This window comes from Mycobacterium sp. E2699, from assembly GCF_001666745.1.
Lineage (GTDB): Bacteria > Actinomycetota > Actinomycetes > Mycobacteriales > Mycobacteriaceae > Mycobacterium.
In genome coordinates this window covers 82,242-99,504 of record NZ_LZJH01000035.1, presented here as the reverse complement: position 1 = coordinate 99,504, position 17,263 = coordinate 82,242, and the positions used below count along the sequence as shown (strand labels likewise).

General features: G+C 69.5%; 18 protein-coding genes. 9 read left to right on the top strand and 9 right to left on the bottom strand.

The genetic code is table 11. From position 1 onward, the window contains the following. Positions 1 to 16: 16 nt before the first annotated feature. Together A5696_RS04535 and A5696_RS04530 are read right to left on the bottom strand one after the other, a co-directional pair. On the bottom strand, positions 17 to 451 hold the full coding sequence (locus tag A5696_RS04535; RefSeq protein ID WP_067874464.1) for a protease inhibitor I42 family protein: 435 nt from the start codon (positions 449 to 451) through the stop codon (positions 17 to 19). Positions 452 to 541: 90 nt separating this feature from the next. Continuing rightward, a complete protein-coding gene (locus A5696_RS04530; RefSeq protein ID WP_067874064.1) occupies positions 542 to 1,351 on the bottom strand; it encodes an SDR family oxidoreductase in 810 nt (269 codons plus the stop codon). A gap of 85 nt (positions 1,352 to 1,436) precedes the next feature. Here A5696_RS04530 and A5696_RS04525 point away from each other — a divergent pair, with 85 nt between their 5' ends. The 7 genes from A5696_RS04525 (at position 1,437) to budA (ending at position 10,549) form a co-directional block, all read left to right on the top strand. Then, entirely contained in the window at positions 1,437 to 2,888 is a 1,452-nt protein-coding gene (locus A5696_RS04525; protein ID WP_156738243.1) for a thioredoxin family protein, read from the top strand. Positions 2,889 to 3,059: 171 nt separating this feature from the next. Continuing rightward, a complete protein-coding gene (locus tag A5696_RS04520; RefSeq protein WP_067874058.1) occupies positions 3,060 to 4,652 on the top strand; it encodes a Na+/H+ antiporter in 1,593 nt (530 codons plus the stop codon). 9 nt (positions 4,653 to 4,661) lie between these two features. Continuing rightward, entirely contained in the window at positions 4,662 to 5,819 is a 1,158-nt protein-coding gene (locus tag A5696_RS04515) for an AAA family ATPase (protein ID WP_067874056.1), read from the top strand. Between the two features lie 55 nt (positions 5,820 to 5,874). Continuing rightward, positions 5,875 to 6,522 carry a TetR/AcrR family transcriptional regulator gene (locus tag A5696_RS04510; protein WP_067874054.1) on the top strand — a complete coding sequence of 216 codons (648 nt, stop codon included), beginning with the start codon at positions 5,875 to 5,877 and terminating at the stop codon, positions 6,520 to 6,522. Next, on the top strand, positions 6,515 to 8,035 hold the full coding sequence (locus A5696_RS04505) for an FAD-dependent monooxygenase (protein ID WP_067874052.1): 1,521 nt from the start codon (positions 6,515 to 6,517) through the stop codon (positions 8,033 to 8,035). The genes A5696_RS04510 and A5696_RS04505 overlap by 8 nt, the downstream gene beginning before the upstream one ends. Before the next feature lie 26 nt (positions 8,036 to 8,061). Continuing rightward, a complete protein-coding gene (alsS, locus tag A5696_RS04500; RefSeq protein ID WP_067874049.1) occupies positions 8,062 to 9,753 on the top strand; it encodes an acetolactate synthase AlsS in 1,692 nt (563 codons plus the stop codon). Positions 9,754 to 9,763: 10 nt separating this feature from the next. Beyond that, complete coding sequence (budA, locus tag A5696_RS04495; RefSeq protein ID WP_067874046.1) at positions 9,764 to 10,549, top strand: acetolactate decarboxylase; 786 nt, start codon at positions 9,764 to 9,766, stop codon at positions 10,547 to 10,549. Between the two features lie 31 nt (positions 10,550 to 10,580). On the opposite strand, the gene A5696_RS04490 is transcribed toward budA, so the two are convergent. The 3 genes from A5696_RS04490 to A5696_RS04480 are packed head-to-tail and all read right to left on the bottom strand — an operon-like array spanning position 10,581 to position 12,647. Then, positions 10,581 to 10,973: a hypothetical protein gene (locus A5696_RS04490; protein ID WP_067874042.1), complete on the bottom strand. Its 393-nt coding sequence runs from the start codon at positions 10,971 to 10,973 to the stop codon at positions 10,581 to 10,583. A gap of 55 nt (positions 10,974 to 11,028) precedes the next feature. Beyond that, positions 11,029 to 11,700, bottom strand: coding sequence for a maleylpyruvate isomerase family mycothiol-dependent enzyme (locus A5696_RS04485; RefSeq protein ID WP_067874040.1), 672 nt, complete (start codon positions 11,698 to 11,700; stop codon positions 11,029 to 11,031). Further along, positions 11,697 to 12,647, bottom strand: coding sequence for an LLM class flavin-dependent oxidoreductase (locus tag A5696_RS04480; RefSeq protein WP_067874037.1), 951 nt, complete (start codon positions 12,645 to 12,647; stop codon positions 11,697 to 11,699). Before A5696_RS04480 ends, A5696_RS04485 begins: the two co-directional genes overlap by 4 nt. Positions 12,648 to 12,731: 84 nt before the next feature. On the opposite strand from A5696_RS04480, the gene A5696_RS04475 reads away from it, so the two are divergent. Then, positions 12,732 to 13,514 (top strand): helix-turn-helix domain-containing protein, encoded by a 783-nt coding sequence (locus A5696_RS04475; RefSeq protein WP_067874034.1) that lies wholly within the window; start codon positions 12,732 to 12,734, stop codon positions 13,512 to 13,514. A 91-nt stretch (positions 13,515 to 13,605) separates the two neighbouring features. Continuing rightward, on the top strand, positions 13,606 to 14,721 hold the full coding sequence (locus tag A5696_RS04470; RefSeq protein WP_067874030.1) for a glycosyltransferase: 1,116 nt from the start codon (positions 13,606 to 13,608) through the stop codon (positions 14,719 to 14,721). A 13-nt stretch (positions 14,722 to 14,734) separates the two neighbouring features. Here A5696_RS04470 and A5696_RS04465 read toward each other — a convergent pair whose 3' ends face one another. The 4 genes from A5696_RS04465 to A5696_RS04450 form a co-directional block, all read right to left on the bottom strand. Then, positions 14,735 to 15,574 carry a class I SAM-dependent methyltransferase gene (locus tag A5696_RS04465; RefSeq protein WP_067874028.1) on the bottom strand — a complete coding sequence of 280 codons (840 nt, stop codon included), beginning with the start codon at positions 15,572 to 15,574 and terminating at the stop codon, positions 14,735 to 14,737. Then, positions 15,571 to 16,290 (bottom strand): TetR/AcrR family transcriptional regulator, encoded by a 720-nt coding sequence (locus A5696_RS04460; protein WP_067874025.1) that lies wholly within the window; start codon positions 16,288 to 16,290, stop codon positions 15,571 to 15,573. Before A5696_RS04460 ends, A5696_RS04465 begins: the two co-directional genes overlap by 4 nt. Continuing rightward, a complete protein-coding gene (locus tag A5696_RS04455) occupies positions 16,274 to 16,690 on the bottom strand; it encodes a hypothetical protein (protein WP_231964226.1) in 417 nt (138 codons plus the stop codon). Before A5696_RS04455 ends, A5696_RS04460 begins: the two co-directional genes overlap by 17 nt. Before the next feature lie 118 nt (positions 16,691 to 16,808). Then, on the bottom strand, positions 16,809 to 17,090 hold the full coding sequence (locus A5696_RS04450; RefSeq protein ID WP_067874022.1) for a DUF732 domain-containing protein: 282 nt from the start codon (positions 17,088 to 17,090) through the stop codon (positions 16,809 to 16,811). Between the last annotated feature and the right edge of the window lie 173 nt (positions 17,091 to 17,263).

Below are 17,263 nucleotides of genomic sequence, written 5' to 3'. Positions count from 1 at the left end.
TGCGACGAACGCCTGGCTACTGCACCGTCACCCTCGCCGTGTACGTGCACGCGGGTTGGGTGTTCTTGCCGACGAAGCTCGTGTACGAGGTGGTGATCGTCGTCGTCCCCGGTTTCAGCGCCGCGAACGTCCACACCTCCGTGCCGGGCGCCCCCAGCGCGTCGGAGGTGGGTTGCACGAACTCGTGGCTGGTTTGCTTGATGACCGTCGAATCCCCGATCTTGGTGTCGATCGCCCACCGGTACGGGGTGGAATAGTTGGAGCCCAGCTTCACCGTGAGCGTGTTGCCGACGGCCAGCGTGACGTTCTGCGTGATGGCGCTCTGCTTCAGCACGTCACCCATGGGGACCTCGAGCGTCTTGCTGTTCGGCGGGTTCCTGGATCCGAAGTGACAGCCCACGGCCATCGACGCCATGAGCACGGCGACCGCCAGGAGCAGCCTGGTCTTCACGAACATTCCCCCTTCGATGCGCCTTCCAACGCCTCCGCACCCTAATATCCCAGCTTCGGCGTTGTCGCGAAGGTGCGCTGGTAGCGGGGGTCAGTGCGACCGTCTGCGGGGGCCGCGCGGCAGATATGCGCGGATGGCGTCGCGGTAGGGCAGTTGACCCGCGGCCAGCTGTTCGCGGAGGTATTGCTCGAAGGTGATGGTTCCGGCGGCGTTTTCCGGGACCAGCAAGGCCCCGGCGCGGATGCCGCCAAACACCTTGCCGGGCAATCGGATCGGGACGACGGGTCGGCGCTTACCGACAATCGCCAGGTAGCCGGCGGCCAGGTCGTCGAGCCCACGCGCCCGCGGGCCGCCGAAGTCCGGGGCGCGCCCGACCGGCTCGCCGAGCGCCAGGTGGGCCAACCGCGCGCCGACGTCGCGCACGTCGACCGGTTGGAACCTCAGGCCCGACGGCAGCGCCATGACCGGCGGTTTCGCGAGCATGCGCAGCACGAAGGCGATCAGGTCGTGGAACTGCGTCGCGCGCAGCACGGTCCAGGGCAGGCCCGACGCGGCGATCGTGCGCTCGTTGGCGAGCATCGTGCGATACAGGGCGAACGGGACACGGTCGATCCCGACGATGGAGACGTAAACCAGGTGCGGCGATCCCGCCTGTTCGGCGGCCGCGACCAGGTGCTCGGTGGGATAGACGCAGTGCACGATCGTGTCGACACCGTTCATCGCCACGTCGAGCCCTGCACCGGTTCGCACGTCGCCGACGACATGTTCGACGTCGGCGCCCTGGTGCGGCCGCCGCCCGCGGCTCAGGACCCGCACGTCTTTGCCCGCGGCGGTCAACTGTTCGACGACGACGCGGCCCACGGTGCCGGTGCCGCCGGTTACCAATACTCGATTCGCCATGGCCTAGGAACCGGGCAGGCGCGCCGGATGTGACAGCAGATCGCTCACCCTGCCAGCCTGCCACGCCGGTGCCTACGATTCGCAAGTGACGTTATTGGCGGCGCGACTGGTCCTGGCGGGAATGTTCACGGTCGCCGCGCTGGCGAAGCTGTCAGATCGCGGTGGCGCGCGGCGGGCGGTGACGGCGTTCGGGGTGCCAAGCGCGGCTGCGGGATTCGCGGGAACGGCGCTGGTCGCCGCCGAGTTCGGCGTCGCGGCGCTCCTGCTGACAGCGCCGCGGACGGGCGCGGTGGCCGCCTTGATCGCGCTCGCCGCATTCAGCGCGGCCGCGCTGGTGAGCCTCTGTCGCGGGCGGCGCCTGGAGTGCCACTGCTTCGGGCGGTTGTCGTCCGGACCGCTGGGGTGGTCCACACTGGCCCGCAATGGATGCTTCGCGGCGCCGGCCGCATTGATGGCTCTCGACGGTCACTTCGCTTGGCTCACAACGACTTTCGCGGTGGTCATGCTCGGGCTGTGGCTCGGCCCCGCGTCGCGCCGGCGGTCTACCGCCACCGGCTTGGCGCTGCCGGGCCGGGACGGCCGGATCCGGACGCTCGACAGCCTGCAGGACGACCACCGGCCGCTCGTCCTCGTCTTCAGCCAACCCGGCTGCGGCGCGTGCGAGGCGTTGCTGCCCGAGCTGGCCGGCTGGCAACGCGACCTGGCCGGGCGCGTCACCGTCGCACTGATCAACGGCGGTCCCGCCGGCAACCGCGTGCCGACGGAGCTCGTCGACGAGTCGCGGGCGGCGTTTGCCGCCTACGGCATCACCGCCACGCCCAGCGCGGTGCTCATCGACGGCGGCCGCCGGGTGGACACGGCGCGCGGCGCCGACGCCATCGGCGAGCTCGTCCATCGCGCGGCGCAGGCTTCCGGTCGGACCGGGCTGACCCGCCGCGGACTGCTCCGGGGAGCATCGGTGGGCTTGCTTCCCGCCGTCGCGGCCACCGCGGCCGCCTGCGACGGGGGTGGCAAGAACAGCCTGCCGAGCAACATCGACGCCTTCGAGGTCGACGGCGCCTGGTTGTGCAACCAGACCTTCGCGCTCTGCACGACGGCGCCCTGTGTGCCGTCGCCGACCGACCCCGGCATCTCGGTGTGCGACTGCGTCGTCGTCAACGGCTACTCGGTCGGATTCCGCAATTGCAACGACCGGGCACAGTCGGGCAGCAAGGTGCGGTCGGCCTTCTCGACGGTCAACGTCAACGCGAATTTCGGTGTGCTGACCTGCCCGTCGGGGGTGCCGTGGGCCAACTGCCTCGACGTCGAGTGCGAGATCGATCCCAACAACCCGGCGGTGGCCAAGTGCCAATGCCTGACGGTGACGACCGGCGAGTCGCGGACCTTCGCAGGCGGCTGCCAAACCGCCACCTGCACGTCGACCATCTGGTCGGCCGCCACGCCGGACCTGCCGGCCACCGCCCAGTACCGCAAAGGCATGAGCCAGATCGGTCAGCCAGTTAACTTTCCGAAAACCTGTCCGGCGCCGCATCCCTAGGCCGGCGTTTCGGGCCCCGCGGCGCACGGGTCGGTCCGACCCCCGGCCCGACTCGCGAACTCGATAGCGCATGCGCAACCGCTTTCGAGATCCGCCTGGCACCCCGCGCACAGAGCTTGAGGCCCTGACCCACGCGCCGCGCAAACCGCGCGGGTCCGGCAGGATGGGCTGGTGTTTGGCCTCGTCCTGATCGTCGCGCTCGTCTCCACCGTCATCGTGGGGACGGTCATTGGCCGGCGCTACCGCGTGGGCCCGCCGGTGCTGCTCATCCTGCTCGGCGCGCTGCTGGGCCTGATCCCCCACTTCGCGCACATCAAGATCGACGGCGAGCTCGTGCTGCTGCTGTTCCTGCCCGCGATCCTGTACTGGGAGGGGCTGAACACCAGCTTCCGCGAGATCCGGGCGAACGCCCGCATCATCGTGTTCCTCAGCGTCGCCCTGGTGATCGCCACCGCGGCGGCCGTGTCGTGGACGGCACGATCGCTGGGCATGGACCCGCACGCGGCGGGCGTGCTCGGCGCCGTGCTCTCCCCGACCGACGCCGCCGCCGTGGCCGGCCTGGCGAAAAAGCTGCCGCGCCGGACGCTTACGGTGCTCAAGGCGGAGAGCCTCATCAACGACGGCACCGCCCTGGTGCTGTACGCCGTCAGCGTCCACATCGCGGTCGGCGGGTCCGCGATCAGCCCGCTGCAGGTAAGCGGCCGGTTCGTCCTTTCCTACCTCGGCGGCATCGCCGCCGGGCTGCTGGTCGGCGGGGCGGCGACGCTGATCCGCAAACGACTCGACGCCCCGCAAGAGGAAGGCGCCCTGAGCCTGCTCACGCCGTTCGCGGCGTTCCTGCTGGCCCAGGCATTCGACTGCAGCGGCGTGGTCGCGGTGTTGGTCTCGGCCCTGGTGCTCGCCTACGCGGGCCCGCTGGTGATCCGGGCGCGGTCCCGCCTGGAGGCCTACGCCTTCTGGGACATCGCGACGTTCCTGCTCAACGGCTCGCTGTGGGTGTTCGTCGGGGTGCAGATCCCCGGCGCGGTGCGCGGGATTTCCAACGTCGACGGCGGACTTCGCCACGCCGCCTACCTCGCCCTGGCCATCACGGGCGTCGTGATCGCCTCCCGGATCGTGTGGGGCGAAGCGACCACCGCGCTGCTTCGCCTCGTCGACCGCCGGGCGGTGCAGCGTGAGCGCCGCGTCAACTGGCGTCAACGTTTCGTCACCGCATGGTCGGGGTTCCGCGGGGCCGTGTCGCTCGCGGCGGCGGTGGCCGTGCCGACGACCACGCTCAGCGGCGCGCCGTTCCCGGACCGCAGCCTGCTGATCTTCATCGTGGTCTTCGTCATCCTGGTGACCGTCCTGGTGCAGGGCACCACGCTGCCGGCCGTGGTCCGCTGGGCCAAGATGCCCGACGACGTCGCCTACGTCCGGGAACTGGAACTGGCCCGAACCCGCGGCGTCGAAGCCGCCCTCGCCGCGCTGCCCACCGTCGCCGACGAGGTCGGCATCGGCGACGACCTGCGGCGCCGGTTGCAGAAGGAATACGAGGAGAAGGCCGCGCTCGCCCAGGCCACCGAGGACGGTTCGGCGAACAGCCGCCTGCTCAAGGGCAAGGAAAAGGTCCGGCGGGTGCGGCTCGGCGTGCTCGAACACAAGCGTCGCGAAATCACCGATCTGCGAAACCAAAACCTCATCGACGACATCGTGCTGCGCGAGTTGCAAAACGAGATGGACCTCGAGGAAGTGCAACTGCTCGACGCCGCCGACGACCGCTAGGGCGCCCTGATGTTGCAGACGGTCGCCGTCCGCGGGTACCGCTCGCTGCGCGAGGTGATCGTGCCGCTGGCCGGGCTGTCCATCGTCACCGGGGCCAACGGCGCCGGGAAGTCGTCGCTCTACCGCGCGCTGCGGCTGCTGGCCGACTGCGGGCGCGGCGAGGTGATCGGCTCGCTGGCCCGCGAGGGCGGGCTGCAGTCGGTGCTGTGGGCCGGCCCGGAACAGCTGGCCGGCGCCCGGCGCACCGGCAAGGCCCAGGCGACCGTGCGCACCCGGCCCATATCCCTCGAATTGGGCTTCGCCGCAGACGATTTCGGCTATCTCGTCGACCTCGGCATCCCGCAGATGGCGGGCATCAAATCCGCCTTCGCCCGCGATCCCGAGATCAAGCGCGAAGCGGTGTTCGCCGGCCCCGTGCTGCGGAACGCCACGACGCTGGTGCGCCGGACCCGGGATTTCGCCGAGGTGAGCGCCGAATCGGGCCGCGGCTTCGACGAGCTGAGCCGATCCCTGCCGTCGTATCGCAGCGTGCTGGCCGAGTACGCCCATCCGCACGCGCTGCCCGAATTGGCCGCCGTGCGTGAGCGATTGCGCGGGTGGCGCTTCTACGACGGCTTCCGAGTCGACCCGGGATCGCCCGCGCGGCACCCGCAGGTGGGCACGCGCACCCCGGTGCTTTCCGACGACGGCCATGACCTGGCCGCCGCGATCCAGACCATCATCGAGGCCGGCTTCGACGACCTGAGCCGCATCGTGGCCGATGCCTTCGACGGCGCCACCGTCTCGGTCGCCGTCAACGACGGGGTGTTCGATCTTCAGCTCAAACAGCGCGGCATGCTGCGCCCGCTGCGGGCCGCCGAATTATCCGATGGCACATTGCGATTCCTGCTCTGGGCCGCCGCGCTGCTCAGCCCACAGGCCCCGTCGCTGATGGTGCTCAACGAGCCCGAAACCTCCCTGCACCCCGACCTGGTGCGACCACTCGGCTCACTGATCCGCGCCGCCGCCGGCCAGACGCAGGTCGTCGTGATCACGCATTCCCGCGCGCTGGCCGAGGCCGCCGGCGAGAAGGCCGTCGAGATCGAGCTCTACAAGGAGTGGGGCGAGACGCGCATCGCCGGCCAGGACCTGCTGACGACGCCGCGCTGGGACTGGGGCAAGCGCTAGAACTTGCCCGTCAGGCAATCTTGCCCGCCGTGCAAGTTTCGCGTACGTTGGGCGCATGCCCGACCAACCGACCGGACTGCGCGAGCGCAAGAAGGCCGACACCCGGCGCGCGCTCAGCGACGCCGCGCTGAACCTCGCGTTCGAGCGCGGGCTGGAAAACGTCACGCGCGACGAAATCGCCAGCCTGGCCGGGGTGTCGCTGCGCACCTTCAACAACTACTTCAGCGGCAAGTACGAGGCGCTGGCCTACCGGCAGACCGAACGGATGCGCCGCGGCATCGCGGCGCTTCGGCAACGCCCCGCCGACGAACCGCTGTGGACGGCACTCAGGCACGCGGCGCTACAACCCCTGGAAGAGGATTTCGACGACTTCTACGGTGCCGAGAATCAAGTGCCGAGCCGCCGGGAGCTTGTCGAAGTCCGCAAGCTGCTGATGAACTCGCAGGTGCGTAACGCCTTGCCGCAGCAACTTTTTGACGAGCTGATCGAGGTCATCGCCGAACGCACCGGCACCGACCCCGAACACGACCTGTACCCGCGACTGGTGGTGGCCGTCGTGCGCGCGATCGGCGACGCGGCGGCCGAGGCCTACGTGCGCGCGGCTCCGCCGGTGGCCATCACCGACCTGGTCCGCGACGGCTTCGCCGCAGTCAGCGCCGGCCTGCCCGAGCCCACCAAACCCGAGGAGCCACAGCATGACTGAACACGCCGACATCGTCATCGCCGGCGCCGGCCCCAACGGACTGATGCTGGCCTGCGAGCTGGCAATGAGCGGCATCCGGCCCGTAGTGCTGGATCCATTGCCCGGGCCCAGCCCCGAGCCCAAGGCCAACGGCCTCATCGGACACGTGGTTCGGATGCTCGACATGCGCGGCCTGTATCAGGTGTTCACCGGCGACCCCAACCCGCCCCAGCCCGTCCACGGGTGGATCTTCGCGGCCATGACGCTGAACTTCTTTGGCATGCCGGACAACCCGATGTACGCGCTGGCGATCCAGCAGCCCCGCGTGGTGCGGCTGCTGGAGAAGCGGGCGCGCGATCTCGGGGTCGACGTGCGCTGGGGGCACGAATTCACCGGCCTGCGTCAGGGACCGAAGTCCGTTGAGCTGACGGTGTCCTCGCCGGAGGATGAGTACCGCATCGCCGCCGGGTATCTGGTGGGCGCCGACGGCGGCCGCAGCCTGGTCCGCAAGACCGTCGGCATCGACTTCCCCGGCTACACATCGCAGACCGTCGGCCGGCTCGCCCACGTGCACATCCCCGACGGGCTCCGCCGCGCCGACGGCGGCCTCGACGTCCCCGGATTCGGCCGGATCGCGTTCGGCCACAACCGGTTCGACAACGGAGGCGTGATCTTCGCCGAGTTCGAACCCGGCCGCTCGCTGTTCGGCACCATCGAGTTCTCGCCCCCCGTCGAGGACACGCCGATGAGCCTGGACGAACTGCGCGCCAGCGCGCGCCGCATCCTCGGCGTCGACCTCCCCCTCGAGGAACCGAAAGGCCCCGGGCCGCATGCCCTTCGCCGCATCAACGGCCAGAACACCCGCCACGCGGAGCGCTACCGCGACGGCAGGGTGCTGCTGCTCGGCGACGCCGCCCACGTGCACAGCGCGATGGGCGGGCCAGGCCTGAACCTCGGCCTGCAGGACGCGGTGAACCTGGGCTGGAAGCTCGCGGCCCACCTCAACGGCTGGGCGCCCGCCGGATTGCTCGACACCTACGAGTCCGAACGCCACCCCGTCGGCGAGCGCGTCATGATGCACTCGCTGTCGCAGACCGCCCTCATGGCGCCCGGGCCTGAAGTCGCCGCGCTACGAACGCTGATAGGCGAGCTCTTCGCGATCCCCGACGTCGCCCGGCACATGGCCCGCCTGCTGGCCGGCACCGACGTGCGCTACGACGTCGCCGACGACCACCCGCTGTCGGGCTGGCCGGTGCCCGAGCTGACCCTCGAGGACGGCCGGCGTGTCGAGGAACTGCTGCGCGACGCCCGACCGGTCCTGCTCGATCTCGGCGGCGGCGTGGGCGCCACGTCGCGCGGGTGGGCCGATCGCGTCGACGTCGTCGAGGCGACCGCCGCCGACCGCCCCGCCGCGGCGCTGCTGATCCGGCCCGACGGCTACGTCGCCTGGGCGGCCGACGCGTTCGGGACGGCCGAGCAAGACGGTCTGCGGGACGCCCTGCGCCGCTGGTTCGGGCACGAGTCGAGCGGATAGCCGAGCCAGCGACCAGACTGGGCGGCATGGCCCCCACGAATCCCGGTGCACCGGCGCGCAGCGCGCAGAAGATCGTCGACGTCCTGTCCGCGCAGGGAGTCGAGTACATCTTCGGCGTGCCCGGAGCCAAGATCGACGCCGTCTACGACGCCCTGGTCGACGGCGGCCCAACACTGGTGGTTTGCCGACACGAACAAAACGCGGCGTTCATGGCCGCTGCGGTCGGCCGGCTCACCGGCAACCCGGGGGTCGTGCTGGTGACGTCCGGTCCCGGCACCGCCAACCTGGCGACCGGCCTGCTCACCGCGACCACCGAACAGGATCCGGTGGTCGCGCTGTGCGGGGCGGTGCGCCGCGAGGACCGGCTCAAGCGCACCCACCAGTCGATGGATGCCGCCGCGATGCTGCGCACGGTCACCAAGTTCACCGGCGAGATCAACGACCCCGACAACGCCGTCGAGGCCACCATCGGCGCGTTTCGCGCCGCCGCCAGCGAGCCGCGGGGGGCCGCCGCCGTCGTCCTGCCCGCCGACGTGCTGGCCGCCCCCACATCGGAGGGCATCACGGCCCGTCTCCCGATCCCGCCGCTGGGGGCCGCCCCGGCGCAGGCCGTCGCCCGGGCGGCCGAGCTGATCCGCGCCGCGCAGCGCCCGGCGCTGCTGGTCGGGATCCGCGGCGCCGACCCGGACAGCTGCGCGGCGCTGCGCGAACTGGTCGCCGCGACCGGGCTGCCCGTCGTTGAAACCTTTCAGGCCGCGGGGGTGATCTCCCGCGCCCTAGAGGGTAACTTCCTCGGCCGCGTGGGCCTGTTCCGCAATCAGCCCGGCGACGTCATCCTCGACCACGCCGACGTGCTCGTCACCATCGGCTACGACTCCGTCGAATACGACCCGGTGCAATGGAACAACGACCCCAGGCTGCGAGGGCGCACCATCATCCACATCGACTCGGTGCCCGCCGACATCGACAACCACTATCAGCCGGCGCTGGAACTGCTCGGCAACGTCGCGACCACCCTCACCGACCTGACCGGCAAGCTGGCCGGCCTCAGGCTCACCGCCGAATACCGCGGCCAGATCGACACCCAGCGAAAAGCCTTGGCCGACATCGACAACGCCGCACGCGACGACGTTCCGAGCGGGCCCGGACTCAATCCCGTCGCGGTCGTGCTGCGCCTGCGCGAGGAACTCGACGACAACGCCACGATCGCGTGCGACATCGGCTCGGTGTACATCTACATGGCGCGCCACTTCCGCGTCTACGAACCCAGGCGGCTGCTGTTTTCCAACGGCCAACAGACCCTCGGCGTGGCCCTGCCGTGGGCGATGGCCGCCTGCCTGGTGCGGCCCGGCACCCCCGTCGTGTCGGTGTCCGGCGACGGCGGATTCCTGTTCTCCGCACAGGAACTCTCGACCGCGGCCCATCTGGGGCTGACATTCACCCACATCATCTTCCGGGACAACACCTACGACATGGTCGGCTTCCAGGAGGTCCTGAAATACCGGCGCAAGTCCGGCGTGCAACTCGCCGACTACGACATCGTCAGCTACGCGGCGGCTTTCGGCGCCCGCGGTTACCGGGTGAAAACTTTGGAAGAGTTCGGCGCCACCCTGCGCGGGGCGCTGGCCGAGGAGGGCCCCTCCCTGATCGACGTCCCGGTGGACTACAGCCGCAACACCGACCTCGCCGCGCACCTGCACGACGACCCCTTCGAGTGAGACGGGAAAGATGAGCAACGCATACGATCGATTCCGCCATTGGGCCACCAGCATTCTCGGTCACCACCATGACGACGAGGTGTACCAGTTCTCCACGATCAGCGCCCTGCTCGACGGCGTCTACGACGGCGACGCCACCGTCGCCGACATCCTGCGCCACGGCGACTTCGGCCTGGGCACGTTCAACCACCTCGACGGCGAGATGGTCGTCCTCGACGGCGTCTGCTACCGGCTGCGCGCCGACGGCACCGCCACCCGGGCCGCGCCGGCCGACCGCACCCCGTTCGCTGCGGTCACGCGGTTCCACGGCGACTTCGAGATCCCGGTTCAAGCGCGCACCGGGCGCGCCGAGCTGACCGAGGCGATCGATCGCCAAATCCAAAGCCCGAACCTGATTTACGCGATCAAGATCACCGGGCGCTTCGCCGAACTGCACACCCGGACGGTGATGGAGCAGAAACGGCCCTATCCCCCGTTGACCGAGGCGACCGAAGAGCAGGCCGAGACCGTGTTCACCGACGTGTCGGGCACGGTGGTCGGGTTCCGCACCCCCGACTTCGAACAGGGCATCTCCGTGGCGGGGTACCACCTGCATTTCCTCAATGACGATCGCACCGCCGGCGGGCATGTCCTCGACTTCGGCCTCGAGCGCGGAACGGTCGCGGTCAGTGGCGCCTCGCAATTGCACCTGAGCCTGCCCACCTCCGGGGCCTTCCTCGGTGCGCAGCTGTCCGGTGACGACCTCGCCGAGCGGATCGGCAAGGCGGAGGGGCCCAAGGGTGGGGATTCGAGTTGACGAACCGCGGTCGGTCGGGACAAAGTGTCCGCTACATGACCGGCTGGTTGAAATCGATCCGAAACCTCTTCGGCTTGTCGGGATCAGCGCGCACCTGAACAGTCATGCCGGGCTGTGCGGCGGCCAACTCTTCGGGTTCGAATTGTCTATACACGCTTTTGATGTACGGTTCGCTGCCGGGGATATGCACTTCCAGTTCGACCGTGCCCCATACCTGGCGGAGGCCCGAAGCCGCTTTGAGTGATAACACCTGCGCAGATCCTCTGAGCGTCGCCCGTTCATCTGGCGGCTCGGCGGGAGACATGCGGTTCCAAACCCAGCCGGTCAGGAAAGGGATTGCCAACGCCGCGACAACATATGCGACCGCGATTGCGATGGTCCGGGGATCGCTGGGCAGGCGACCGGCCAGGTGCACCTGGTTCATCGGCGCATGCTAACACCGACCTCGCCACGCCGATCCCGAACGGACCCGCGGCCCGTCAGCGGAAGATGTTGACACTCTCGGGGAGTCGCAACAACGCAGCATCCCCCCGGCCCGTCGCGACGAGCAGAAAATCGTGCGCCGCAATGCCGGTCTGACGCGTGAAGTCCTCAGCCGACAGGTCCAACAGCCGCGCGATCGCCGGTTCCGCGGCGGCGGCCGCGTCCCGCAGCAATGCGCCGAGCACGAAGTCGAGGCTGGCGTACAGGCCCGGCCCGGTATCGGACGGCAGGCCGAGTGCGGCACGAACGTCGTCGCCGTGCACGTACGCGTCGTTCAGCAGCGCGTGCACGCCCTGGCCCACAGTGAGCCCGGGCACCGGGCTGGGTGACGCCCACACCGCGTCGTCGAACACCGTCGCAAGCCGCGCCACCGCTTCACTGGCGGCATGCAGCCGCGCCGCGAGCGAGCCAGGGGCCTCGCCACGCAGGGCGGCGGCCTGGTCGTCGGGTGTTCGGGTGCCGATCGCGCCGCTGACGGTGTCGACCGCCTGCCCCACCAGGTGGCCGGCGATATCGCGCACCTGCCACCCGTTACAGCGGGTTGCACGGGTCCAGTCCAAAACATCCAGCGCGCCAAGGATTTCAGCGAAAGAACGGTATTCGTCGAGTAGGCCGCTGACGGTCCGCTCGCGCACCGGTCCCGGCCGCTGGATGGGCGGGGTGCTCATCGCAACGCCTCCCCGACGGCGCGCAGCCGGTGCAGCTGCTCGACGAACCCGTCCGGGCCCAGCACGCCGACCCGGCAGACCAGGTGCCTGGCGCCGGCGTCGAGGTAGCTCGCCAGCCGGGCTGTGACGGCCTCGGGTGTCCCCGCCGCATACGTCTGTATCTGCTCGACGGCCTCGATGCCGAAACCGTATGTCCGGGTGGCGAAATGATCCAGCGCCGCCCGGCCACCGTCGGCGTCCTCGGTGACCAGCACGGTGACGAACAGCGCCGGCGTCACCTCATCGGCGATGCGACCGGCGCGCGTGGCCGAGGCGCGCACCTCGGCCAGGCCCGACCGATAGCCCTGTGGCGTTGGCGGATACGGCAGCCACCCGTCGTAGAGACGGCCGGCGCGGGCGCGGGCGCCTGGGGTGTCCGCGGCCAGCCACACCGGCGGGCCGGATTCACCGAACGGCGTGATGCCGGCCGGGATATCGTCGAGATGCAGCACGGCGCCATGAAACGAACTGGGTTCCTTGGCATTCCACAGTTGTCGCCACAATGCCACGGTGTCGTCGAGGCGAGCGAACCGCCGGGGCCACGGCACCTCCGAGGCGGCATACTCCACCTCGGACAGGCCCGGAAAGCCCGCACCGGCCGCCACCGCCAGCCGCCCGCCCGACAGCCGGTCGATGGAGGCCAGGACGTGCGCGGTCTGCACCGGCCGGCGCAGCACCGGCTGCAGGGCGGCGGTACCCAGCGTGATCCGATCGGTGACGGCGGCCGCCGCCGACAGGAACGTCAGCGCTTCGATGCGGGGCCTTACCAGCGAGTCGTTCGCCCACAGCGAGTCGAAACCCAGATCCTCGACGACGCGCGCGAAGTCGAGGAGCCGGCGTAGATCGGCGCCGGCCCAGGGCTCGGCAGCCAGGGGCGGCATGACGCCGAGGCGGAGTGGCTCTTCCATGAGGCGATGGTGGCGCCGACGGTGATGCGCGGCAATTCCCGGCAAGGAATAGCGCCCAGCGTCGCGAACGGGTTGACTGGTCGCATGTCGGTTTCGGTGCAGGGCGACTTCGGCACCGCGTTGCGTGAATGGCGTAATCGGCGACGGCTCAGCCAGATCGACCTCGCCAACGATGCCGGCACCACCCAACGGCACCTCAGCTTCTTGGAGCAGGGACGCTCGGCGCCGGGGCGCGACATCGTCAGCCGGCTCGCCGACTCGTTGGGCCTGACGCTGCGGCAACGCAACGCGCTGCTGTCGGCGGCGGGCTTCGCGCCCGCGCACCCCGAGTCTCCGCCGGACGCGCCGCTGCTGCGGCCCGTGCGCGAGGCGCTCCAGCATGTCCTCGACGGCCACCTGCCGTATCCGGCGATGGTCATGGACGGCTTCGGCGAACTGGTCGCCGCCAACGGCGCGTTCGGGCTGTTGACCGACGGGGTGGCGGGATGGCTGCTGGAGGCGCCGGTCAACGCGCTGCGGGTCGCGCTGCACCCCGACGGCATGGCCGCGCGCATCGTGAACCTCGACGACTGGCGGCGCCACATCCTGCACGGCCTGCGCGAGCGTGGCCCGCACCCCCGCATCGAGGCGCTGATCGAAGAACTCGAGGGCTACGGCGTGCCGGCGCCGGGCGGCCGGCCGATCGAATCGCTGGGCTTCGCGGTGCCGCTGCACCTGCGTTCCGCCGACGGTGACGTGCGGCTCGTCGCGACGATCTCGACGTTCGTCACCGCCCTGGATGTCACCGTGTCCGAGCTCCGCCTCGAGGCTTTCCTGCCCGCCGACCGGGAGACCGCCGCGATTCTCGCCCGCCGTCACGCAGGTTGAGGCGCCGCAGGGTTGACGAATTCACGGACTGTTCAGGCACACGTCGGTTCCACATCGATGACTGCACACGCGCGCCGCGTGTCCTCACGGTATGCGCGTTGTACAGGTCGCCAACTTTTACGGCCCCCGCTCCGGCGGCCTGCGCACCGCGGTGGACCGGCTCGGCGCGGAATACTGCGCCACCGGGCACGAGGTGTTCCTGATCGTCCCCGGCCGAAGTCCCGAACGCACGCAACTGCCCACGGGCGTGGTGCGAATCACGATGCCCGCCCGGTTGATTCCGTTCACCGGCGGCTACCGCGCCGTCATGCCGGGGCCCGTCAAGGCGCTCTTGAAAGCGCTGCGGCCCGACGCGCTGGAGGTTTCCGACCGGCTCACGCTGCGGTCCCTGGGGCCCTGGGGCCGCGACTACGGCGCCAAGACGGTGATGATCTCCCACGAACGGCTGGATCGCCTTGTGGGACAGATACTTCCGCGGCGCAGCGCGGAGAGGTTCGCGGACTTCGCCAATCGGCGCACGGCCGCCAACTACGACACCGTGGTGTGCACGACGGCGTTCGCGCGCGAGGAGTTCGACCGCATCGGCGCGACGAACACCGTCACCGTCCCGTTGGGCGTGGATCTGCAGACCTTTCACCCGCGCCGGCACTCGTACCTGGTGCGCCGGCGCTGGGCCGCCCCGCAGCAGATCCTCTTGGTGCACTGCGGCCGGCTCTCGGTGGAAAAGCGCGTCGACCGCAGCATCGACGCGCTCGGCGCGCTGTGCCACGCCGGTGTCGACGCCCGGCTGGTGGTCGTCGGCGAGGGTCCGCTGCGGGCCCGGCTGGAAAGGCAGGCCTCCCGGCTGCCCATCGACTTCACCGGGTTCATCAACGACCGGCACACCGTCGCGGGCCTGCTGGCCACCGCCGACGTGACACTGGCGCCGGGGCCGCACGAGACCTTCGGGCTGGCGGCGCTCGAATCGCTGGCCTGCGGGACGCCCGCGGTGGTGTCGCGCACGTCGGCGCTCACCGAGATCGTCACGCCGGACAGCGGCGCCCTGGCCGACAACGACCCGTTCGCCATCGCGTGGGCGGTCGGCGCGATCGTCGGCCGGCCCGAACACCACCGCCGCAGCTCCGCCCGGCGCCGCGCGGAGAACTTCACCTGGGAGCGGGCCGCCGCCGGCATGCTGGCGTCGCTGGACACGAAGCAAACCGCCTAGCGCTCAGGCGAACTCAGAACCCGTAGCAGACGACGACGGTACCGATAAGCCGTGACCAGTACACGCTGGCGGCCGCCATGCGGGCCGTCGCGCGCATCGTGCACGGAAGCCCCGCGACCTCAGGTGCCCGCGTGAGGAAGATCTCGTCGACGAGAGTGAGTCCATCGACCCAGCGCTCGGGTTGTCGTGGGTCATTGAAACCAGGATTGACGACGTCGCCCGCGATGACGGACATGCCCGGAGCGTGCTTCACCGCCCAAATGGCATAGCGGGTATATAGATTGAACGCCACCTCCCCGCTCGGGAAGTGACCGACGAGCCGGTCCAGCAGCGAAACGAATCCGTCCTGCGTGAGGAAGGCGATCAGGCCGTCGCCGACGATCACGGCAGGCCGCGAACTGGGAACGTCGTCGAGCCAGTGCGGGTCGGTAAGGTCCGCGCCGATGCTGTGGGCGTTCCCGTGTTGGGGAACGACGCGAGAGCGCAGCGCAATGACCTCGGGGAAATCGATGTCGTACCACGCCACGGTGGGCGGCGGGTCAATGCGAAAGATCCGGGTGTCCAGGCCGGCGCCTAGATCCAGCACCACCGCGTCCGGATGGTCGGAGATGAAAAGACGCACCAGATCGTCAAGTGTTTTGGCCCGCACCGAGATGTCAAAGACCCGCGATCGGGGGTCGAGGAATTTGGTTGTGAGCGCGGGAAACCGGGCAAGGTCGTAGCCGACCTTGGTGAGGATCTCGTCGGCCATGGTGTCGCCGAGGAACGGGCGCGGTAAGCGGCTGTCGAGGGCCCTACCGCCCAACGTGAGAAACAGGCTCTCCTGCGCGGGCTTGAAGTCCGGAAGTCTCATGGCTTGTCTTCCTCCCAGATTCGCGGCAACGCCGCGACCAACGCCTCGACCTGCGCGCGTGTGAGTGCCGTGACGCTCCCGTCCGGCAGCCCGAGGACACGGTCGATGGCGAGCCCGTGCAGCCTGAATCGCGCTGTCAGGCGGTCGATTGCCGCCTCGCGCGCGGACTCGTCGCCGGCCTGTAACACCTCGATGACGTTCGAGTTCGTGCGTGCCGCGAGGCCGTAGATCATGTCGGCGACACCCTCGGGGTCAAACGTGTCGAAGACGCCTTCGGCAACACCCTCGGATATCAGCCGCGTCAGCAACGGAAGGACCATCGCTTCCTCGACCGCGAGGATTCGCGCGTAGAGATGCGCATTGTCCGAGCGCAGCAGGGACACCATCGCCGCCAACTGCTCCGGTCCGCCCAATTTCAGGTTCGCGTCAAAACCGGCCCGCAGGCTCGCGTTGAGCCGGGCCAGCGCGTCGCCCTGGCAGGCGGCGACGGCGTCCTCCACGGCGGCGAACGCCTCGCTCGCGCTCCGCTCGGCCAACGCGGTGATCAGGGCCTCTTTGGACGGAAACCAGTGGTAGAACGCGCCTTTCGACACACCCGCGTCGGCGATGAGGTCGTTGAGGCTGACGTTGTCGTAACCGTCGCGCACGAACAACGAGGCCGCCCGGTCGAGCAGCTCCGCTCGCCGGATGTCGGGATGCTTAACTACCCGCGGCATGCGGGCGATCGTCGGTCGGACGTTCCGGCTTCCAGCCGACGTAGGTCAGGTAAAGGCCGGCCGAGGCCAGGCAGGCGAACAGCACCCAGATCACCGCCGACGCGCCCGAGCTGTAGATGGCGTTGCCGGCCGCGTCGTATGCCCGCGGAACGGTCAGCAGGAGCAGGCCGCGGACCAGAAAAAACCAGCCGATCACCGAGACGATGATCGCCGGAGGGCTGCGCCAATACTGGTGAAACGCGATGATGAAAAGGCCGCCTGCCAAAAGAATGGCACCATACAGCCACGACCACATCGGGTTGGCCTTGAATTCGCTGAACAGTTCCGCCATGTACTGCCCGCGCACCGCCACCGTGGTCGGGACGATGGTGAGGAACGGCCCCATCACCCGGGCGAACATGCGGGTGCGGATTTGGGATTGCGCAGGTGCGCTCATTGCTCTACCTCCGTGGTCGCCCACGAAGTATAACCGACCGGCGGTCGGTATAACAGACCACCGGTCGGTAGAAGCCTGGGCGCTACCCGCCGCTGGGCTTGGTGGGGCTGTGCTTGCCCGGGCAGTAATCCGCGGTGGCGGCGCCGATGAACGTCTCGGCTTGCGCCTGGGTCAGCTTGTGCGAACCCGTCAGCTGGTCGATCTCGTCCTTCTGCGTGTAGCCGGCTTCGAGGTCCTGGCACATCACGCGCGCCATGTTGACCGCCTGGGCGGGCGAACCGAGGTTGATGCCGTGCGATGACAGGTAGTCGGCGAAATCCTGGTCCGTCTGGTCGGCGTGCGCGACGGCCGCCGGCACCCACATGACAGCCAGCAGAGCGCCAAAGGCGCATGCGGAAAGTTTCTTTTTCATTTCCCCATCACTTTCGAAGCTTCGACGCTCAATGTAGCGAATCGTCGCGCGCGAGCGGTCGGCGGTCAATAGCCCGACGGCGCTACCACCACGCGCAAGCCAAAGTTCAATCCGCCGTTCAGTTT

What these genes read in the sequence shown, in the direction of transcription:
- A5696_RS04450 (WP_067874022.1), bottom strand. Translation starts at nt 17,090, where the DNA reads ATGTGGGTGCCGGCGGCCGTCGCGCACGCCGACCAGACGGACCAGGAT.
- A5696_RS04460 (WP_067874025.1), bottom strand. Translation starts at nt 16,290, where the DNA reads ATGCCGCGGGTAGTTAAGCATCCCGACATCCGGCGAGCGGAGCTGCTC.
- budA (WP_067874046.1), top strand. Translation starts at nt 9,764, where the DNA reads ATGAGCAACGCATACGATCGATTCCGCCATTGGGCCACCAGCATTCTC.
- A5696_RS04510 (WP_067874054.1), top strand. Translation starts at nt 5,875, where the DNA reads ATGCCCGACCAACCGACCGGACTGCGCGAGCGCAAGAAGGCCGACACC.
- A5696_RS04465 (WP_067874028.1), bottom strand. Translation starts at nt 15,574, where the DNA reads ATGAGACTTCCGGACTTCAAGCCCGCGCAGGAGAGCCTGTTTCTCACG.
- A5696_RS04515 (WP_067874056.1), top strand. Translation starts at nt 4,662, where the DNA reads ATGTTGCAGACGGTCGCCGTCCGCGGGTACCGCTCGCTGCGCGAGGTG.
- A5696_RS04455 (WP_231964226.1), bottom strand. Translation starts at nt 16,690, where the DNA reads ATGTTCGCCCGGGTGATGGGGCCGTTCCTCACCATCGTCCCGACCACG.
- alsS (WP_067874049.1), top strand. Translation starts at nt 8,062, where the DNA reads ATGGCCCCCACGAATCCCGGTGCACCGGCGCGCAGCGCGCAGAAGATC.
- A5696_RS04505 (WP_067874052.1), top strand. Translation starts at nt 6,515, where the DNA reads ATGACTGAACACGCCGACATCGTCATCGCCGGCGCCGGCCCCAACGGA.
- A5696_RS04475 (WP_067874034.1), top strand. Translation starts at nt 12,732, where the DNA reads ATGTCGGTTTCGGTGCAGGGCGACTTCGGCACCGCGTTGCGTGAATGG.
- A5696_RS04490 (WP_067874042.1), bottom strand. Translation starts at nt 10,973, where the DNA reads ATGAACCAGGTGCACCTGGCCGGTCGCCTGCCCAGCGATCCCCGGACC.
- A5696_RS04530 (WP_067874064.1), bottom strand. Translation starts at nt 1,351, where the DNA reads ATGGCGAATCGAGTATTGGTAACCGGCGGCACCGGCACCGTGGGCCGC.
- A5696_RS04480 (WP_067874037.1), bottom strand. Translation starts at nt 12,647, where the DNA reads ATGGAAGAGCCACTCCGCCTCGGCGTCATGCCGCCCCTGGCTGCCGAG.
- A5696_RS04485 (WP_067874040.1), bottom strand. Translation starts at nt 11,700, where the DNA reads ATGAGCACCCCGCCCATCCAGCGGCCGGGACCGGTGCGCGAGCGGACC.
- A5696_RS04470 (WP_067874030.1), top strand. Translation starts at nt 13,606, where the DNA reads ATGCGCGTTGTACAGGTCGCCAACTTTTACGGCCCCCGCTCCGGCGGC.